Source organism: Paenibacillus sp. D9, from assembly GCF_001188365.1.
Taxonomy (GTDB): Bacteria; Bacillota; Bacilli; order Paenibacillales; family Paenibacillaceae; genus Paenibacillus_O; species Paenibacillus_O humicus.
In genome coordinates, this window is record NZ_JZEJ01000001.1 from 5,472,252 (window position 1) to 5,491,182 (window position 18,931).

At 59.1% G+C, this 18,931-nt stretch carries 10 protein-coding genes and 1 pseudogene; 9 read left to right on the forward strand and 2 right to left on the reverse strand.

The annotated features are described in order from the left end of the window. Nucleotides 1–3 precede the first annotated feature (3 nt). Entirely contained in the window at nucleotides 4–5,709 is a 5,706-nt protein-coding gene (locus tag VE23_RS24465) for a HAMP domain-containing protein (RefSeq protein ID WP_048749147.1), read from the forward strand. A 131-nt stretch (nucleotides 5,710–5,840) separates the two neighbouring features. Here the strand turns inward: VE23_RS24465 and VE23_RS24470 are convergent, their stop codons facing one another. Then, nucleotides 5,841–6,659 (reverse strand): TerC family protein, encoded by an 819-nt coding sequence (locus VE23_RS24470; RefSeq protein ID WP_049869451.1) that lies wholly within the window; start codon nucleotides 6,657–6,659, stop codon nucleotides 5,841–5,843. Between the two features lie 159 nt (nucleotides 6,660–6,818). On the opposite strand from VE23_RS24470, the gene VE23_RS24475 reads away from it, so the two are divergent. Then, the gene (locus tag VE23_RS24475) at nucleotides 6,819–8,573 is read left to right on the forward strand and encodes a cache domain-containing sensor histidine kinase (RefSeq protein ID WP_049869453.1); all 1,755 of its coding nucleotides are present in this window, start codon (nucleotides 6,819–6,821) and stop codon (nucleotides 8,571–8,573) included. Between the two features lie 18 nt (nucleotides 8,574–8,591). Here VE23_RS24475 and VE23_RS24480 read toward each other — a convergent pair. Further along, nucleotides 8,592–8,792, reverse strand: a pseudogene (locus VE23_RS24480) (response regulator); the annotation flags it as partial. 413 nt (nucleotides 8,793–9,205) lie between these two features. Between VE23_RS24480 and VE23_RS24485 the strand changes: the two are divergent. The 7 genes from VE23_RS24485 (at nucleotide 9,206) to VE23_RS26200 (ending at nucleotide 18,899) form a co-directional block, all read left to right on the forward strand. After that, complete coding sequence (locus tag VE23_RS24485; RefSeq protein ID WP_048748780.1) at nucleotides 9,206–10,132, forward strand: carbohydrate ABC transporter permease; 927 nt, start codon at nucleotides 9,206–9,208, stop codon at nucleotides 10,130–10,132. A 1-nt stretch (nucleotide 10,133) separates the two neighbouring features. Further along, nucleotides 10,134–11,006: a carbohydrate ABC transporter permease gene (locus VE23_RS24490; RefSeq protein WP_049869456.1), complete on the forward strand. Its 873-nt coding sequence runs from the start codon at nucleotides 10,134–10,136 to the stop codon at nucleotides 11,004–11,006. Nucleotides 11,007–11,139: 133 nt separating this feature from the next. Then, a complete protein-coding gene (locus VE23_RS24495; protein ID WP_021877886.1) occupies nucleotides 11,140–12,624 on the forward strand; it encodes an ABC transporter substrate-binding protein in 1,485 nt (494 codons plus the stop codon). 208 nt (nucleotides 12,625–12,832) lie between these two features. After that, a complete protein-coding gene (locus VE23_RS24500; RefSeq protein ID WP_049869458.1) occupies nucleotides 12,833–13,600 on the forward strand; it encodes a VOC family protein in 768 nt (255 codons plus the stop codon). 189 nt (nucleotides 13,601–13,789) lie between these two features. Further along, nucleotides 13,790–14,644 (forward strand): lipid II flippase family protein, encoded by an 855-nt coding sequence (locus tag VE23_RS27900; RefSeq protein WP_442950542.1) that lies wholly within the window; start codon nucleotides 13,790–13,792, stop codon nucleotides 14,642–14,644. Beyond that, a complete protein-coding gene (locus VE23_RS24510) occupies nucleotides 14,641–14,940 on the forward strand; it encodes a hypothetical protein (protein ID WP_049869460.1) in 300 nt (99 codons plus the stop codon). The genes VE23_RS27900 and VE23_RS24510 overlap by 4 nt, the downstream gene beginning before the upstream one ends. 125 nt (nucleotides 14,941–15,065) lie before the next feature. Beyond that, nucleotides 15,066–18,899, forward strand: a complete 3,834-nt coding sequence (locus VE23_RS26200; protein WP_049869462.1) for a glycosyltransferase family 39 protein — start codon at nucleotides 15,066–15,068, stop codon at nucleotides 18,897–18,899. Nucleotides 18,900–18,931 lie beyond the last annotated feature (32 nt).

Below are 18,931 nucleotides of genomic sequence, written 5' to 3' on the forward strand. Positions count from 1 at the left end.
GACATGAGCGAGCAAAACGTGAACAACGGATCCAGCGACGGCCGAATCGACGGCGGCGAGCTGCTCAACGCCTTGATGGCGATGAAGAAGGGCAACTTCTCCTACCGGATGCCGTATGACCGCACGGGCGTGGCCGGCAAGGTGGCGGATACGTTCAATGAAATCATGGATATTCATGAGGGCCTGGTGTCTGAAGTCCAGACTGTAGCCAAGGTGGTCGGAAAGGAAGGGAATCTCTCGAAAAGGTTCGTGCAGAAAAATCTGGGCGGTTCCTGGGAAACGATCACCGACTCGCTGAACGGCCTCGTCATCGACTTGATCCAGCCGACGAGCGAGATGGTTCGGGTCATCAACGCCGTTGCCAAAGGCGACCTGTCCCAGAAGGTGGAGCTGGAAATCGAGGGACGGCCGCTTACCGGCGAATTCCAGAGAACGGCGAGCAACATCAATATGATGGTGAATCAGCTCAGCACCTTCGCCTCCGAGGTGACCCGCGTGGCGCGCGAGGTCGGCACGGAAGGAATTCTGGGCGGCCAGGCGGACGTCAAAGGCGTATCGGGCACTTGGAAAGATCTGACCGACAGCGTGAATTACATGGCGACCAACCTGACGGATCAAGTGCGCAATATCGCGGCGGTCACCACTGCCGTCGCAAACGGAGATCTGTCGAAGCAGATCACGGTCAGTGCGCGTGGAGAGATTCAGGAGCTCAAGAATACGATCAATACGATGGTGGACCAGCTCTCCATGTTCTCCTCCGAGGTGACCCGCGTGGCTCGCGAGGTCGGCACGGAGGGCAAGCTCGGCGGGCAGGCGGATGTCAAGGGCGTATCCGGCACCTGGCGGGATTTGACCGAGAGCGTCAACTACATGGCTTCCAATCTGACCAACCAGGTGCGCAACATCGCGGTCGTCACCACGGCGGTCGCAAACGGCGACCTGTCGAAGAAGATCACCGCGGATGTGCAGGGCGAGATTCTGGAATTGAAGAACACGATCAACACGATGGTGGATCAGTTGTCGACGTTTGCTTCCGAGGTGACCCGGATGGCGCGCGAGGTCGGCACGGAAGGGATTCTCGGCGGACAGGCGGATGTCAAAGGCGTCTCCGGCACCTGGCGGGATCTGACTGAAAGCGTCAACTACATGGCTTCCAACCTGACCAACCAGGTGCGCAACATCGCAGAGGTGACGACCGCGGTCGCGAAGGGCGACTTGTCGAAGACGATAACCGTCGACGCCAAAGGCGAGATCCTCCAGCTGAAGAGCACGATCAATATCATGGTGGATCAGCTCAGCAACTTCGCCTCGGAGGTGACGCGGGTTGCGCGCGAGGTGTCGACGGAAGGAATCCTCGGCGGGCAGGCGGATGTCAAAGGGGTATCCGGCACCTGGAAGGATCTTACCGACAGCGTCAACTTCATGGCCGGCACGCTGACCGATCAAGTTCGCAATATCGCCGAGGTGACGACAGCTGTCGCCAAAGGCGATCTGTCCAAGCAAATCACTGTCAACGCGAAAGGCGAGATCCTGGAGCTCAAGAATACGATCAACACGATGGTGGAGCAGCTCTCTACCTTCGCCTCCGAGGTGACGCGGGTCGCACGGGAGGTCGGCACCGAGGGCATGCTGGGCGGACAAGCCCAGGTCAAGGGCGTTGCAGGCACCTGGCGCGATTTGACCGAGAGCGTCAATTACATGGCTTCGAACTTGACCAACCAGGTGCGCAACATCGCGGTCGTGACGACGGCTGTCGCGAACGGCGATCTGTCCAAGAAAATTACGGCGGATGTGCAGGGCGAGATCCTGGAGCTCAAGATCACGATCAACACAATGGTAGACCAGCTCTCGATGTTCTCCTCCGAGGTGACGCGGGTGGCGCGCGAGGTCGGGACGGACGGAAAGCTGGGCGGGCAAGCGCAGGTCAAAGGGGTCGGCGGCACCTGGAAGGACTTGACCGAAAGCGTCAATAACATGGCCCGGAATCTGACGGACCAGGTGCGCAACATCGCGGACGTCACGACGGCGGTCGCGAAGGGCGATCTGTCCAAGAAGATCACCGTCGATGTCAAAGGCGAGATCCTGGAGCTGAAAAACACCATCAATACGATGGTGGACCAGCTCTCGACCTTCGCCTCCGAGGTTACGCGCGTAGCTCGCGAGGTCGGCACGGACGGCAAGCTCGGCGCGCAGGCTGAAGTGAAGGATGTGTCCGGCACCTGGAAGGATCTGACCGATACGGTCAACTACATGGCCAGCAACCTGACGGTCCAGATGCGCAACATTGCCGGCGTGACGACGGCCGTCGCGAACGGCGACCTGTCCAAGAAAATCACGGTCGACGTCAAAGGCGAGCTGCTGGAGCTGAAGAACACGATCAACACGATGGTGGACCAGCTCAATTCGTTCGCCTCCGAGGTTACGCGGGTGGCGCGGGAGGTCGGCACGGACGGCAAGCTGGGCGGACAAGCCCAGGTGCGCGGCGTCGGCGGAATCTGGAAGGACCTCACCGACAACGTCAATATCATGGCGACGAACCTGACGGATCAGGTGCGCGGGATCGCCAAGGTCGTCACTGCGGTGGCGAACGGCAACCTGAAGCAGAAGCTTACCGTGGAAGCCAAGGGCGAAATCGCCGAGCTGACGGATACGATCAACAATATGATCGAGACGCTGGCCACCTTCGCCGACCAGGTGACCACCGTGGCGCGGGAGGTAGGCGCCGAAGGCAAGCTGGGCGGCCAAGCGAGCGTGCCGGGCGCAGCCGGCACCTGGCGCGATCTCACCGACAACGTCAACTACATGGCGAGCACGCTGACCACCCAGGTGCGCGCCATCACCAACGTCGCGACCGCGGTGACCAACGGCGATCTGTCGCGCGCCATCGACGTGTCCGCATCCGGAGAAGTCGCGACGCTGAAGGACAACATCAATGAAATGATCCGGAACCTGAAGGAGACGACCCGGATCAATACGGAGCAGGACTGGCTCAAGACCAACCTCGCCAAGTTTTCGCGGCTGCTGCAGGGGCAAAGGGATCTGTATGCCGTCAGCCGCATGATCCTGTCGGAGCTGGCTCCGCTCGTATCGATGCAGCATGGCGTCTTCTACATCAACGAACCGGTCGGCGGCGAGCCGGTGCTGAAGCTGTTCGCGAGCTATGCCTACCAGACCCGCAAGCATCTGGCGAACGAATTCCGGGCCGGACAGGGGCTGGTCGGCCAGTGCCTGATCGAGAAGCAGCGGATCCTGCTGACCAACGTGCCGGGCGACTATGTCGTGATTTCGTCCGCTCTGGGAGAAGCGACGCCTCTCAACATCGTCTTGCTGCCGATCATCTTCGAGGACCAGGTGCTGGCGATTCTGGAGCTCGCTTCCTTCCGTCTCTACAGCGATATCGACATTGCCTTCCTGGACCAGCTGACGGAATCCATCGGCATCGTGATCAACACGATGCAGGCGAACCAGCGTACGGAGGAGCTGCTGATTCAGTCGCAGTCCCTCACCGAAGAGCTTCAGAAGCAGCAGATGGAGCTGCGCAACACGAACGACGAGCTCGAGGACAAGGCGAAGCTGCTCGTGCTGCAGAAGGCGGAAGTGGAGAGCAAGAACCATGAGGTCGAAGTGGCCAAACGGTATCTGGAGGAGAAGGCGGAGCAGCTGGCCCTCACATCCAAGTACAAATCCGAATTCCTGGCCAACATGTCGCATGAGCTCCGCACCCCTCTCAACTCCCTGCTGCTGCTGGCCGAGCAGCTGGCCGAGAATCCGGATGAGAACCTTCACGAGATCCAGGTGAAGTTCGCGAAGACGATCCAGGACTCCGGACTCGAGCTGCTCAATCTGATCAACGACATTCTGGATCTGTCGAAGATCGAATCGGGCACCGTTACGCCGGATTACAGCGAAGTCTCGCTGGCGGAGCTGACAGACGGGCTTGACCGGACCTTCCGCCACATGGTGGACGCCAAGAAGCTGGACTACCGGATCAAGGTCGAATCCGGCGTGCCGGCGAGCATCCTCACGGACTTCAAGCGGCTTCAGCAGATTTTGAAGAATTTGCTTTCCAACGCCTTCAAATTCACGGAGCAGGGACAGATCATGCTCCAGGTCAAAAAAGCGAGCGGGGGCTGGAACCTGGAAAACGACTCGCTGAACCATGCCAAGACGGTCCTCTGCTTCACCGTCAGCGATACCGGAATCGGAATTCCGCCCGAAAAGCAGCAGATCATCTTCGAAGCCTTCCAGCAGGCGGACGGCAGCACGAACCGGGAATACGGAGGAACGGGACTGGGGCTTGCCATCTCCAGGGAGATAGCCGAGATGCTGGGCGGAGAGATCACCCTGTTTAGCGAAGTGAACCAGGGAAGCGTATTTAATCTTTACCTTCCTACGGAAGCGGAATACACGGAGCCGGAGCCCCGCAAGCCGCATGCTCCCGAGGTGATCGACATCACTCCGCCCAAACGCAGAAGCAGCCTGTCCCGGCCGGCGGATGACTCCTTGATGGACGACAGGGACCGCATCGAGCCTGGAGACCGCGTGTTCCTGATCGTGGAGGATGACCAGAAGTTCAATGAGATCATTCTCGATCTCCTCCGAAAGAAAGGAATCAAGGCGGTCATTAGTTCCGGCGGCCTGGACGCCCTGGAACTCGTTCACAAGTACAAGCCGATCGCGATCACGCTGGATCTGCATCTGAGGGACACCGACGGCTGGCTGGTGCTTGAGCAGCTGAAGAACGATATCAAGGTGCGGCATATTCCGATCTGCGTCATGACCGTCGACGAGGACGAGGTGCTCCTGCTGCAGAAGGGAGTGTTCGATTACTTCCGCAAACCGGTGACGAACGAAGAGCTGGAGAACGCGCTGGATCGCTTGAGCCAGTTTGCGGACAATAAGGCCCGCAGCCTGCTGGTGGTCGTTCAAGACGAGCAGGAGCGCAAGGGAATCGTCGAGCTGCTGGGCAGCCAGGATCTCAAGATCACGGCCGTGGACACGGGACGCAAAGGATTGAACCAGCTCAATGCCAAAGCTTTTGACGGTGTGGTTCTGGACAGCGGCTTGAAGGATATGAATCTCATCCGGTTCGTCCGCGAGATGCACAAGGATGCCCGGAACAAAAGGATTCCCATCCTGGCCCGTCTGAGCAGGAAGCTCGCGCCGGCGGAAGAGAACGAATGGGATGAGCTGGTCAAGATGGCGGTTCTCAAAGAGGTCAAATCGAATGCCCAGCTGATCGATGAGACGACTCTCTTCCTGCACCGCAAGGAAGAGAACCTGCCTGCCGGCTCCAGGGACAAGCTGGTCAAGCTGCATCATTCCAATGAAATGATCGAGTACAAGAAAGTGCTTGTGGTCGATGACGATATCCGGAACATTTTTGCTCTCACGTCCATTCTGGAGCGCCATCACATGAAAGTCATTCCGGCGGAGAACGGACAGACGGCTCTGCACATCCTGGAACATACGCCGGATATTGAAATCGTGCTGATGGATATCATGATGCCGGGAATGGACGGATACGAAACCACCCGTGCAATCCGGCAGAAGGCGGAGTTCAAGGATCTTCCCGTTCTTGCGCTGACAGCGAAGGCCATGAAGGGGGATCGGGAGCTATGCCTTGAGGCCGGGTGCTCGGATTACATCACAAAACCGGTCAACAGCGCGCAATTGCTGACCATGATGCGCACGTGGCTGGACAGATGATTCCTGCGTTCCATGAGAAAGGGGCTGTCCCTGAAAGCCATTCGGCTTTCAGGGACAGCCCCTTCATGGTTTAAAATGGATGCCGCATTCACAGCCGCCAATCATCTGTCATTCGAGTCGAGCCTCTGGATTTAAGCCGGCTGCCTGGCGCCGCCTTGCCCGCCGCTGCGCCCGCCGCGATCGTCGCTGCCGCCGCTGCTGCCTGCCTTCGGCTTGGAAGCGAACCAGCCGACGACGGCGATCAGGATGAGCACTGTCCAGAAGATGCCCTTCCACAACCCGCTTTTCGGGAAGCTCGAGCTGATGAGGGCGACATCGGAGTGGCCGATCGTGTAGACCGCTAGCTTGATGCCGACCCAGCCGACGATGGCGAAGGCGGCCGTCTCCAGCCCGGGCCGCTCCACCAGCAGCTTGCCGAAATAAGTAGCGGCAAACCTCATGATGACCAGCCCGACGATGCCGCCCGTCAGGATGAGGATGAATTGGGCGCCGTCGAGGCCGCCGATCCGGGGCAGCGTTGTCGCCGGCAGCGTGATCGCCAGTGCGACAGCCGCGAGAATGGCGTCGACCGCGAAGGCGATGTCGGCCAGCTCGACCTTGAGCACCGTCACCCAGAAGTTTTCGGGCTTCTTCTCGGCCTCCTTCTTAAGCTTGTCCTGCTTGACGAACAGCCGCTTGACCATATGGCTGATCGCAATGTACAGCAGGTAAGCGGCTCCAAGCGCCTGCACGTACCAGACATGAGCGAGGAAGGAGATGATGAACAGGGAAGCGAACCGGAAGACGAAAGCTCCTCCGAGCCCGTAGAACAGAGCTTTTTTCCTTTCCTTTTCCGGGAGATGCTTGACCATGATGGAGATGACCAGCGCGTTGTCCGCAGCCAGAATTCCTTCCAGGCCGATCAGCACCAGAAGCACCCAGGCGTATTCCAAAAGGACCGAGGTTGTCAGGCTTCATCACTCCTTTGAGCTCTTTCGTTGAGGCGTGCATGAATAACAGGACTAGTATGCACTGCTTTTATTTTCCTTAGTCCAGGCCAAAAAAACATTGAATTCCCCTGCCGTTCGTCCCATAATCGGGAATACCGACTTATTCCGGAGGCATGGACCATGAACAATCCCCTTACCAGGCTCAGCGTGAAAATGCAGATGATCCTGCTGTTTTTGATGATGGCCATTCCGATTCTGGGGCTGTTCGTCTACGGCAATATGAAAGCGGAAAGCATTTTGAAGCGCAACATTACGAACGCCTATGCCGAGCTGAACAAGCAGAATCTGGTCATCATCGACAAGGATATGGACAATATCAACCGGATCACGACGACGATCATCCAGAATCCCGCGACGCAGGCCATCGTGCCGGGCAGCCTGGAACCGGTGCTGGACCGGGTCAAGAAATACGCGGCGATGGACAAGCTGCTGCGGGTTTATTCGACCGGAACGGATGGAGAAAATCCGATCTACTATTCCCTTTATGTGTACGATCCCTCGAGCGAGTTCTATTTCGCCCCCTCCATCCAAATGACGCAGAACGGCGTCTACTTCCTCAATTCCGACAACAAGCCGGCCTGGTACGACAAGGCGGTCGAGAACAAGGGACTCGGCTTCATGCAGGTCATCGACAACAACACCGCCTTCAGCAAGGAGAAGACGCTCGCCTATATCCGCGCGGTCAACAACATCGGCGAAGGGAACGTCATCGGCGTCCTGGTCGCGTACAAGATGGACAGCAAGATCGTCGACTCGCTGCGCTCGGTCAATCTGCCCGACGGCGAGATGTTCCTGACGGACAGCCAGGGCACGATCATGTCCTCCACCGTCCAGGGCAAGCTCGGCACCAAGGTCGAGCTGCCCGAAGAGGTCGTCCGCGCGGCCCGATCCGCCAGAAGCGACATGCCTTACCATGCGGTGAACAGCGACGACATCTATGTCGTCAGCGCGGCCAATGCGCTGAACCTGCGCCTCGTCTACGAGATCCCGGTTCAATCGCTGCTCCAGCAGCAAAAGGAGCTCAAGAATGTCATTCTGTTCATCTCGATCGCTTATACGCTGCTCGGCTGCATCGTCATGATCTACTTCTGGCGCTCGCTCATGACGCCGCTGCAGCGACTCTCGACGTTCGTGCGCCGCTACGAGCCCGGCAAGCGGGTGCCGGAGACGCCGGGGCAATCGCGCAGCGACGAGGTCGGCGTCCTCATCTCCGCCGTCTACGGGATGGCGAGGAGGCTCAACAGCCTCATCCATGACCGCTATCAGATGGAGATCCGGCAGAAGGAGGCGCAGCTTCAGATTCTGTACCATCAGATCAATCCGCATCTGCTCTACAACACGCTGGAGAGCATCTATTGGAAAAGCTCGCTCGAGGGCAATTCCGAATCGGCGGAGATGATCAAGGACTTGTCGAAGCTGATGAAGATCAGTCTCAGCCGGGGCCGCGAGATCATCTCGCTGGGGGAGGAGCGCGAGCATGCCGCCGCCTATGTCGCTCTTCAGCAGCGGAGATATGAAGCCGATTTCAAGATGGAGTGGGACGTACCGGAGGAGCTTGGAGGCATCGGCATCCCCAAGATCACCTTGCAGCCGCTGATCGAGAACGCGATCATCCACGGAATCAAGCATATGGGAGAGGACGGGCTCATCCGGGTCGCTGCCGTCCGGGACGAAGAGGGGAGAATCCGGGTGACGGTAGAGGACAACGGCTACAAGGCCGTTGATTACGCCGCGAATGGAGCAGGCCGGCATCGCCGAGGCGATACGAGGTCGCGGAGCGCGTCGGTTATGAATCACCCGCGAGCTGGCCTTCGCCAGATAATCCTGATCCCCGGAGACGGGCTCCTGTTTCTTATCTTTATCTATTCATTTTAGATTCCAGGAGAAAGGGAACATGAGGTCGATGCCGTTCATTCCCGGCATCTGGATGTCGGTGATCATGAGGTCGACTTCCTCCATGCGCAAATAATCCAGCGCCTCATAACCGTTGCTCGCCGTATGGATGTCGGTGATGCCAAGTCCCGCTCCCGCCAGAAGGCTGGCCAGCCCTTTGCAGATAAGCGGTTCGTCGTCCACGATCAATATTCGGTGCATGTCAATTGTCCTCCCCGTCTGATTCGATGCCTGCCTCGCTTGATTGATCCTGCTGATCCGGCAGCAGGATGCTTACCTTCGTGCCTCCGCCAGGCCTCGGCCCGATCGCCAGTCCATACGGATAGCCGTACCGCAGACGGATCCTCTGGTCGATGTTGCGGATTCCGTAGCCGATCGCCGGCGAGCTGTCCGTCTCCCCGAGCCAGCGTGCTGTTCAGCGGCTTGATCAGGTAGTCTCTCGCTCCCAGGCGGATCGCCATCTGCGCATATTGGAACGTCTCATGGGCGGAGACGACGATCGTCTGCACCCAAGGCCGCTTGGAGCGCTCCACGATCAGATTGCTCTGCGCGAGGCCAGCGACGAGGAGCTGTGGTCCAGCCGGCGGCGCGACGAGCAGCTTCAGCAGAAAAACATGAGTCAAGACATCGTTGCGGCCACCGGGCCGCAGGCGCAGGCGGGCAGGGGCAAAGCCCGGACCCTGCTTCGCAAATACGGGTGGGGCCTGGCGTTCCTATTGCCTGCGGCCGCCATCTTCATCCTCTTTTTGTGGCTGCCGATCATCAAGGGATTCTTCTACAGCTTCTACCATATCGACTTCGTCAACGGCGACGAATTCGTCGGATTGGACAATTATCGGACGGTCTTCAGCGATCCCGACGTCTGGACCGCCGTCAAAAATACGCTCTATTATATGGCGCTATGCCTCGTCATGGGCTTCTGGGTCCCGATCGTATTCGCCATCGGAATTTCCGAGATCAAGCGGCTCCAGGGCGTGTTCCGCGTCGCGGCCTACCTGCCGAACGTCATCCCGGTCGTCGTCCTGTACGGGCTCTGGAGATGGATGTACGATCCTGTCGGACCGATCAACGCCGGCATCACGAGCCTGTTCGGAGGAGAGGGCGTCAGCTTCCTGACCGATACGAAGTGGTCGATGATCTCCCTCGTCTTCATGGAGACGTGGCAGCAATTCGGCTCCGCCATGCTCCTGTATCTGGCGGCCGTGCTCAGCATCCCGCGGGACTGGTACGAGGCGGCGGAGATCGACGGAGCGGGCATCTGGCAGAGGATCTGGCATATTACGCTGCCTTCCCTGCGCAGCCTGATCCTGCTCATGCTCGTGCTGCAGATCATCGGCACCTCGCAGGCTTACCAGTCGCAGCTGGCGATTCTGGACGGCGGTCCGGTCAAGGCTACGCTGACCTACGCGCTGCTTATCGTCAAGTATGCGACCACTCGTCTCGATATGGGCGTCGCTTCCGCGATGGGCGTGCTCATGTTCATCGTTCTTGGCGCTCTGGCGATCGTTCAATACCGCCTGGACCGGAAAGGGGACCGATAACATGAGCAGCATGGACAGAGGCATTCTTTCGGAATTCGATCTCAAGCGCAAAGGAACCCGCGCGGGGTATATCATCATGCTCGTCATCATTTTCCTGATGGCGGCATCCATGGTGTATCCGGTTCTTACAACGGCTTTCAACGGACTCAAGGACAACGCGGAGGTCAATTCGTTCCCGCCGCATTTCCTGCCGCAGACATGGGAATGGGGCAACTTCGACGAGGCGTGGAATTACATCGCGCTTCCGACCTTCCTTCGCAATACGCTGCTCATATTCGGCGGCAACATGATCATATCGGTGCTGGTGCTCGGAACGGCTTCCTTCAGCCTCTCGCGCCTCCATGTGCCGAAGCGCCGCAGCATCGAGATGTTCTTCATGATCACGCTTTTCATTCCGCCGACGACCTATCTGATCCCGAACTTCCTCAACCTGAAGGATCTCGGGCTTCTGGATTCGTTCTTCGCCTTCTGGCTGCCGGCCGGCGCCAACGCGTTCTTCCTGCTGCTGCTCAAAAATTTCTTCGACGGAATCAGCATGGAAATCTTCGAGGCGGCAAGAATCGACGGAGCTTCCGAGCTCAGCTGCTTCATCCGCATCGCCGTGCCGCTGTCGCTGCCGATCTTCGCGACGCTGGCCATCTTCGTCTTCTCGACCGCATGGAACGACTGGTTCTGGCCGTCGCTCATCATGCACAAGGACAGCCATTATCCGCTGTCGACGGCGATCTACAAATACGTCATCCAGGCGAAAATGCTCAACCTCAACATCAAATTCGCCATTCTGACGCTCGTCATGCTGCCTCCGATCGCCGTCTTCCTCGTCTTCCAGAGGTTCATCATCCGCGGCCTGCATCTGGGCGGAGTGAAAGGCTGACTTCATCGTAACGACACACATAATGACCATAGAATCGCACATCGTACAATGAATACGCATCCATTATGATGGTTTTGCAAGCTATTCCAGATGAACGCCATTTTATCCATGTTCAAGAAAAGGGGAGTTACACGTGCGCAAATCGACAGCGATCCTGAGCTGCCTGGTGGCGACCAGCGTTCTGCTGGGAGCCTGCGGCAACGGCAACAACGGCAACAGCGGCAGCGGCAACGCGAATACCGGGGGAGCTTCGAGCCCGTCGCCGGCAGTGAGCGAGCCGGCCAACAACACCGCCTCCAATGACGGAGCGGCCGCTCCGGCCGAGGAAGACATCAAGAACAAGAAAATCACGATCAGCATCTATTATCCGCTTCCTGACCAGACGGAGAAGCGCAAATCCGAGGACGACAAGATCGCCCGCTTCCAGAAGGAATACCCGAACGTCACGATCGTCAAATCGGACTGGCATTACAATGTCGACGAAATCGGCGTGAAGATGGCGGCCAACGAAGCTCCGACGTTCTTCAACACGTTCGCGACGGAAGCCGGCTTCCTCGTGCAGCGCGGCTGGGCGGCGGACATCACGGATCTGTGGAACAAATACCCGTTCAAGGACGACATCAATCCGACGCTGCAGAACCAGTTCGTCAAGGACGGCAAAGTATTCGGCATCGTCCAGAACGGGTACTCGACCTCGACCGTCGTCAACAAAAAGCTGCTTGAGGCCAAAAGCGTAGCGGTCCCGTCCTACGACTGGACTTGGGACGACATGCTGAATACGGCCAAAGCGGTCGCCGATCCGAAAAAAGGCGTCGCCGGCATCGCTCCAATGGGCAAAGGCAACGAGTCGGGCTGGAACTGGACCAACTTCCTGTTCGAAGCAGGCGGCCAGATCCAGACGACGGACGGCGGCAAGGTAACGGCTGCCTTCAACTCCGACGCAGCCGTCAAAGCGCTGCAGTTCTACCAGAAGCTGCGCTGGGAAGCCAACGCCATTCCGAAGGACTGGGCGCTCGGCTGGGGAGACGCGGTCGGCGCGTTCGCTCAAGGGCGTACGGCCATGGTCATCGCCGGTGCGGAAGGCGTGCTGGATCAAGCGCTCAACCAAGGCGGCATGAAGCCTGAGGACGTCGCCACCTACCCGATGCCTGCGGCTGAAGCCGGCGGCAAGCATTCCGGCATTCTGGGCGGCGACTATCTCGTCATCAACCCGAACGCCTCGAAGGATGAGCAGGAGATGGCGTTCCGCTACATCACGTTCGACTACTTCTCCGACAGCTACCTGAGCGCGGTCGAAAAGGATATCCAGGCCCGCCAAGCGGACAAAAAGTACTATATCCCGCCGCAAATGAGCTACTACAAAGAGGATTCGGAATACGGCAAGAAGCTTCAAGCGATCTACGACAAGTACACCAACGTGTACAAGTACGATCCCGAATCCAACAAGCTGCTCGACGGCAACCCGGAAGCCCAGTACAACACGCAGGAATACTACGCCGAGATGACCAACATCATCCAGGAAGTATTCTCCAAGAAGGATGTCGACTTCAAAGCCAAGCTGGATGCGGCTGCCAAGACGATGCAATCCAAGTACTACGACGCGATCAAAGTCCAATAATGCTTTCCACTTTAATGTAGAAAGAAGCCGGATCTGCCAAGCGCAGATCCGGCTTTTTCCTGTCGGGCCGGGCCGGCCGCAGCAGCCTGCAGCGCTCTTTGAGATCAAAGGGACATGAACATGAAATCTTCATTTGCGACTTTCTAAAGATAACCATATACTAAATAAAAATCTTTAGAAAAAGACGACAAAGGAAGAGGGTTTTGCCATGATTACTCATTATGCGAATGTGCAGCTTCATACGGTGTCTCTGGAGGGCGTCAGGCAGTTCTACGGGGAGCTTCTGCAGCTTCCGGTCGTCTACCGGTCGGACAGCGAGATCCGTTTCCGGGTCGCCGATCGAAGCATCCTTTCCTTTGTGGAGACGTTCGAGCCGATCTCACCCGCCCATCTTGCTTTCGCGATTCCCTATTCCCGGTTCGAACGGGTAGTCGAATGGGCCGAATCCCGGCAGCTGACCTTTTTGAAATGGGAGGATGGCCGCGCCATCGATGATTACGAGACGGGCAAGAACATCTACTTCCGCGACGGCGACGGCCATCTGCTGGAAATCATCACCGACAGGGAAGGGGATGCAGGCTCTGCGAGCCCTTTTTCGGCGGATTTTCCGGTTCTTTTCATCCGGGAGGTCGGATTTCCGGTCGAATCCGTCCCGGAGTTCAGGCAGAAGCTGGTGCATCTCCTGGGCTTCGAGCTGCGAGGGGAGCCTACCGACACGTTCACCTTCGCGGTCGGCGGGACCGCCTACGCGGTCGTCGTCTCGAAGAAGCGCCGCTGGATTCCGATCGGCATGATCGCGCTTCCACCGCGTGTGGGCGTGACGCTCGGCTTCAACCGCGCCGCCGACTGGAGCGAGATCACTTCCAGGCTGTACGCCTCCGGCATTCCTTACAAGGAGGACGGAAACGGCGGCGGAAGCTTCATTCTGGAGGGCTACCGGTTCCATCTGGTTTATGAGGCAGAGAAGCAGGGATAGGGAGGCTTGTCGTGGAGACCGTTAAGCGGAAAACAGGCTTCAATCATCCTTGACAAGACGCCCAACCGTCAGCATCTGAGAAGGAGGAGATGGGTAGTCTCCTCTTTCTTTTTGTCGTCCATGCAGCAACAGATTGCTTCCGGATATCGTCAAGTAAAGGATAGAGATGATCTGCCGGAGGTGCTTCTATTGATTGCCCAAGTGGCCGCCGTATCCTTCTTCACGATGCTGATCCATTTGGCAGAAACGCTGACCTATTCGCTGAGGCTCGCTGGAGTGAGGCTGCGCAAGCTCGCTGTCGCCATGTCCCTCTCCGGTATCGTGCTGCTGATTTCCCGCACCTCCAACATGATTCAGGCGCCGATGACCGGCAAGATCATTGACGGGGCGCGGCTTCATCCTGACTTCCATCTGGCCGGCCAGATGAGATTCATTCTGGCGGCGGCGACGGCCGGAACGCTGCTGGCCATCGTGCTGTTCCCCACCGCGGTAAGGCTGTCCGCTCGCCTGATCGCCCATATGGAGCAGGCAGGCTCCATTCCCCGCCTGCTGCCGGTTCTTTTAAGTCCGACTAAGATGCGGAACATCCGTTATTATCTAAGGCTGCCTCGTTTTTCTATGTTTTCTCATATCCGAAAAGGGGGCGTTCCTTACCGGCTTGTCCTGCTGAACGGACTCGTCACCGCCATTTACACGATCGGGGGTGCTCGCGGCGCTGCTGGCATCCACCTATGCAACGGCCTATTCGACCTCGGCTTCGCAGGCCTCGGGACTGATCAACGGCATGGCGACGATCATGCTCGCCCTTCTGATCGATCCGAAGATCGGCTTGCTGACCGACCAGGTCATGCGTGGAGCCCGGTCGAACGGGGAGATGAGCCGGGTTTTCGGCGTTCTGATGCTCTCCCGCCTTATGGGAACGGTGTTGGCTCAGCTGCTGCTCGTTCCGGCCGCCTTGTGGATCGGATGGATCGTCTCCGTGATTTGATGAGAGATCTTACGGCTAGTCGGATGTCTTGGAAAAGGAGCGTAGGCATTCAATGAAACGTCCTCAGCTGACAACCCGGAATATTTGGATCACGCTTTCCATGATTCCGCTTTTGCTTGCTCTTACAACGCTTTCACCGCAAACGGCTATAAGACGCGATCTGTTGTTCAAGTTTCAGCCGGCTGCAGCCTTTAGCGCTTCTATCTCCGGCATGCCAGCAGGAAATCTGGGAGGCGATCGATTTTTCTCCATCAGCAAAGGCATCGATCTGGGGACAGGAAACCCCTTGAACGGATACCGGTTGAAAAGATACGGGCCGCTCTGGTTGATTCGCGGCGTCGGCGCTCCTTGATAATCGCGAGGTAATCTGCGGTCCAAGGGGGCTGGGCTTGTCTTATTTTGGCGTGCCAGCGGCACCCTATCTATGCTACTCTAAAAACATACTTATGCAGAGCTTGAGAGAGGAAGGTTGGACGATTGAAGCCTACGTACATAAGGCCGATTCTTCTGCTGCTGGCTGCAGCGGCCATTCTGCTTGGAGGCCGCATGACCGCCTATGCGGCGGACGAGCTGCTGGCCAATCCCGGCTTCGAGGCGGGAGCGGACAGCATGCCGCAAGGCTGGAGCAAGGATGGCTACAAGCTCGATGACTCGGTCACCTCCTGGTCGCTGCAGCAGGGAACGGGAGGTGAGCCTGCCCGTTATTTGAGGGTGCAGAACCTTCAGCCGAACGACGCGCGCTGGCTGCAGCGCGTGACGGTGAAGCCGGATACGCTGTACCGGATCTCCGCCAATGTCAGAGCTGCCGGCGCCGAAGCCGGCAAGACCGGGGCGAATCTATCCGTGCTCGGTCCCGTGGATACGTCGGTTTCCCTCTACGATACGGCGGGAGCCTGGCAGCCGCTGGAGGTGTACGGGCGCACCGGGCCGTCCCAGGACACGATGGACGTGCTGCTCCGCCTCGGCGGCTACGGAAGCGAGAATGTCGGCACCGCCGATTTCTCGGCTGTCTCCGTCACCGAGGCGGCCGAAGCTCCCGCCGGCGCGACGGTTATTTCCCTGGACCCTTCCTCGGCCCCGGCTCCGGCACCCGCGGAACCGGCCGCTGCCGCGCATAAAGCTCCCGGCTATTTGATCCCTCTTGCGTTTCTGGGCGGAGCGGCGTTTCTGTACGCCTTTTCAATCGCTTATCGGGCTCTCTTTTCCAGGAAGGAAGCGACAGCATCCATCGACTGGCTCCGCAAGGAAGGACGTGATACTGCCGGAAGCAGGGCGCTGTGGCTGCTGCTCGGAGGCGGCCTGCTGCTGCGCCTGCTGCTCGCGCCGACGATGCAGGGACATCCGATCGACTTCCCCGACTTTTCGATCTGGGCGGACCGGGCCTACTCGGTCGGCCTGAACGGATTTTTCAGCGACGACGTGTTCGCCGACTACCCGCCGGGTTATATTTACGTCCTCTACGTAGTGGGCATGCTCAAGCATCTGTTCGGCTTGAGCGGAGCCGGCGGCGGCGTCATCCTGCTGGTCAAGCTGCCGGCTATCCTGGCCGATCTTGCTGCCGGCTGGCTGCTTTACGGCATTGCCCGCGAGCGGTTCGGCAAGCGCGTCAGCCTGATGGCGGCCGGACTATACATCTTCAATCCGGCCGTGTGGTTTGACTCTGCGCTGTGGGCGCAGGCGGATTCCGTCATGACGCTGCTTGTCCTTCTCGCGGTACGGGCTCTGTCCCGCAGCCGCCATGCCGCAGGAGCGGCTTGGCTTGCGGCGGCGGTTCTCGTCAAGCCGCAAGCGGTCATTTTCCTGCCGCTGCTGCTGTTCGCCCTGATTGCCAGCCGAAGCGGGAAGGAGTGGCTGAAGGCTGCCGGAGCCGGCATCGCCGCCGCTCTCTTGCTGCTGCTTCCGTTTGCCGTCGGCAGGGAGCCGCTCTGGATTGTGGATCACTACAAAGCGATGTTCGCTTCCTACCCGTACGCGACGCTCAATGCCTTCAACATCTATGGTCTGCTCGGCCTGAACGGAATCGATGCGGCCAAGCATTGGCTCGGGCTGCCGCTGTCGGTTTGGGGCAACGCCGGAGCGGCGCTGGCGCTTGTCGTCATGGGGGCCATCTTCTTCAAAAAAGGCCGCAGCGGCCTTTATCTGGCCGCCTTTGCCGGATCGCTCCTCGTGTTCCTGCTGAAGACCGGCATGCATGAGCGGTATCTCTATCCGGCGCTGGCATTCGGCTTGGCCGCGTTTCTCGTCTCGGGAAGCCGCCGCCTGCTGCTGCTGTACGGCACGCTTGCTGTGGCGGTACTGGCCAATATCGCTTACGTGCTCCGGGACGCGCTGCAGGAGAACTATTATATCGCCAACGGCAACGGCGTCATGGTGCTCGTGTCGCTCGTCCAGACGGCAGCAGGTGCTTACCTCCTGTATTTGACGGTCCAGGCATGGCAGGGCAAGAGACTCGGTTCGCTCGTTGCGGCTTCCGGAAGCGGCTCCTTCGTCCTTCCGGAAGCGGCGCATGCGGGCAGCGGCATCTCAGGCGCGGAGCGCAGGCCGCAGCCGTATGAGGACAGAACCTCTCTGCCATGGCGCAAGGAATGGTGGCCTGTGCTCGCCATCGTCGCCGTATACGCGGTCATGATGTTCTGGCAGCTTGGCGATGCCAAAGCTCCCAAAACGGCGTGGCAGCCGGCATCCGATGTCACGGCGCAAGTGCAGGGCGGCCCGCAGGCCGTCGATCATCTGCTGCTCTATGCGGGCATCGGGGACGGCACCGTTCAGGTATCGGTATCCCCCGACGGCATGACCTGGAACGCTCCCGTGGAGCAGAAGCTCGACGGAGGCACCGTATTCCAGTGGAAGTCGGTGCCGCTGGCGGGGCAAACGGCTCAGGCCGTACGAATCACCGGAACCGGAACCGCCGTCGTCTATGAGGCGGGATTGTTCGGACCGGACGGCGCCAGGCTGGCTCTCGCTGCGGATGGCGGCTCGCCGCTGTTCGACGAGCAGGCGCTCGTGCCGGACAAGCCTTCCTACCGCAACAGCATGTACTTCGATGAAATCTATCACTCGCGTACCGCCTATGAGCATCTGCACCGGATCGAGCCGTACGAGACGACTCATCCGCCGCTCGGCAAAGTCATCATTTCCGCGGGCATCGCGCTGTTCGGCATGAATCCGTTCGGCTGGAGGGTCATGGGCGGCATCGCCGGCCTGCTCCTGATCCCGGCCATGTACGTTTTCGGACGCGGCTTGTTCCGCTCCCGCAAGGGCGGCCTGCTGGCGGCGGCGCTCATCTTCCTTGATTTCATGCCGCTCGTGCAGTCGAGAATCGGCACCGTCGATACGTATGCGGTCTTGTTCATCATCATGAGCTACCACTTCATGAACCGGTTCTTCCAGCGCAATGAGCCGGGAACGCCGCTCCGCCGCCTGCTCCTGCCGTTTGCCCTGGCCGGCATCTTCTTCGGGCTGGGAGCCTCGGTCAAATGGGTCGGCGTCTATTCGGGAGCGGGCCTTGCGGCCATCTTCTTCTATTCGCTCGTTAGAAGGTATCTCGCGGCTTCCCGTGCCGCAGCTGTTCCCGGCAGGGAGAAAAAAGCGAAGCAGGCAGGCGGCAAGGGCGAAGACGCCGCGCCGAGCCGCGCAAGCGAGAAGAGCTTCATCGCCGGCATGATCGGAGCGGGGCTGCTGTTCTTCGTCCTAATTCCCGGGGTCATCTACATCCTCACGTATATTCCGTTCATGAGGGTTCCCGGGCCGGGCCATGGCCTGAAAAACGTCATTGAGTTCCAGAAGTTCATGTACGATTACCATTCCAAGCTGGTGGCGACCCATCCGTTCGCCTCGACCTGGTGGGAGTGGCCGATCATCCGCCGGCCGATCTGGTATTATTCCGGTTCCGGACTGGAACCGGGCCAGATCGCGAGCATCGTGTCGCTCGGCAATCCGCTGCTCTGGTGGGCCGGCATTCCTTGTGCCGTCGCCGCCTTCATCGCCGCCTGGAAAAGAAAAGAACGGGCGATGCAGGTCGTCACGATCGGGCTCCTGTCCCAATATCTTCCGTGGGTCGGCATTCCGCGCCTGACCTTCATCTATCACTATTACGCTACCGTGCCGTTCCTGCTGCTCTGTGTCGTCTACGTGCTGCTGCAGCTGCCGCAGCGTATCGGCGCCAAGCAAGGCAAAGCCGCGACATGGACTTACCTTGGCGCTGCCGCCGCGCTGATGGCGATGTTCTATCCGGTGCTGACGGGACAGACGATCAGCCGGGATTATGCCGTTCATTTCCTGAAGTGGTTCGGCAGCTGGACGTTCTTCTAAGCGGCCCGCCACCCGGCAGCGGGCAAGCCATG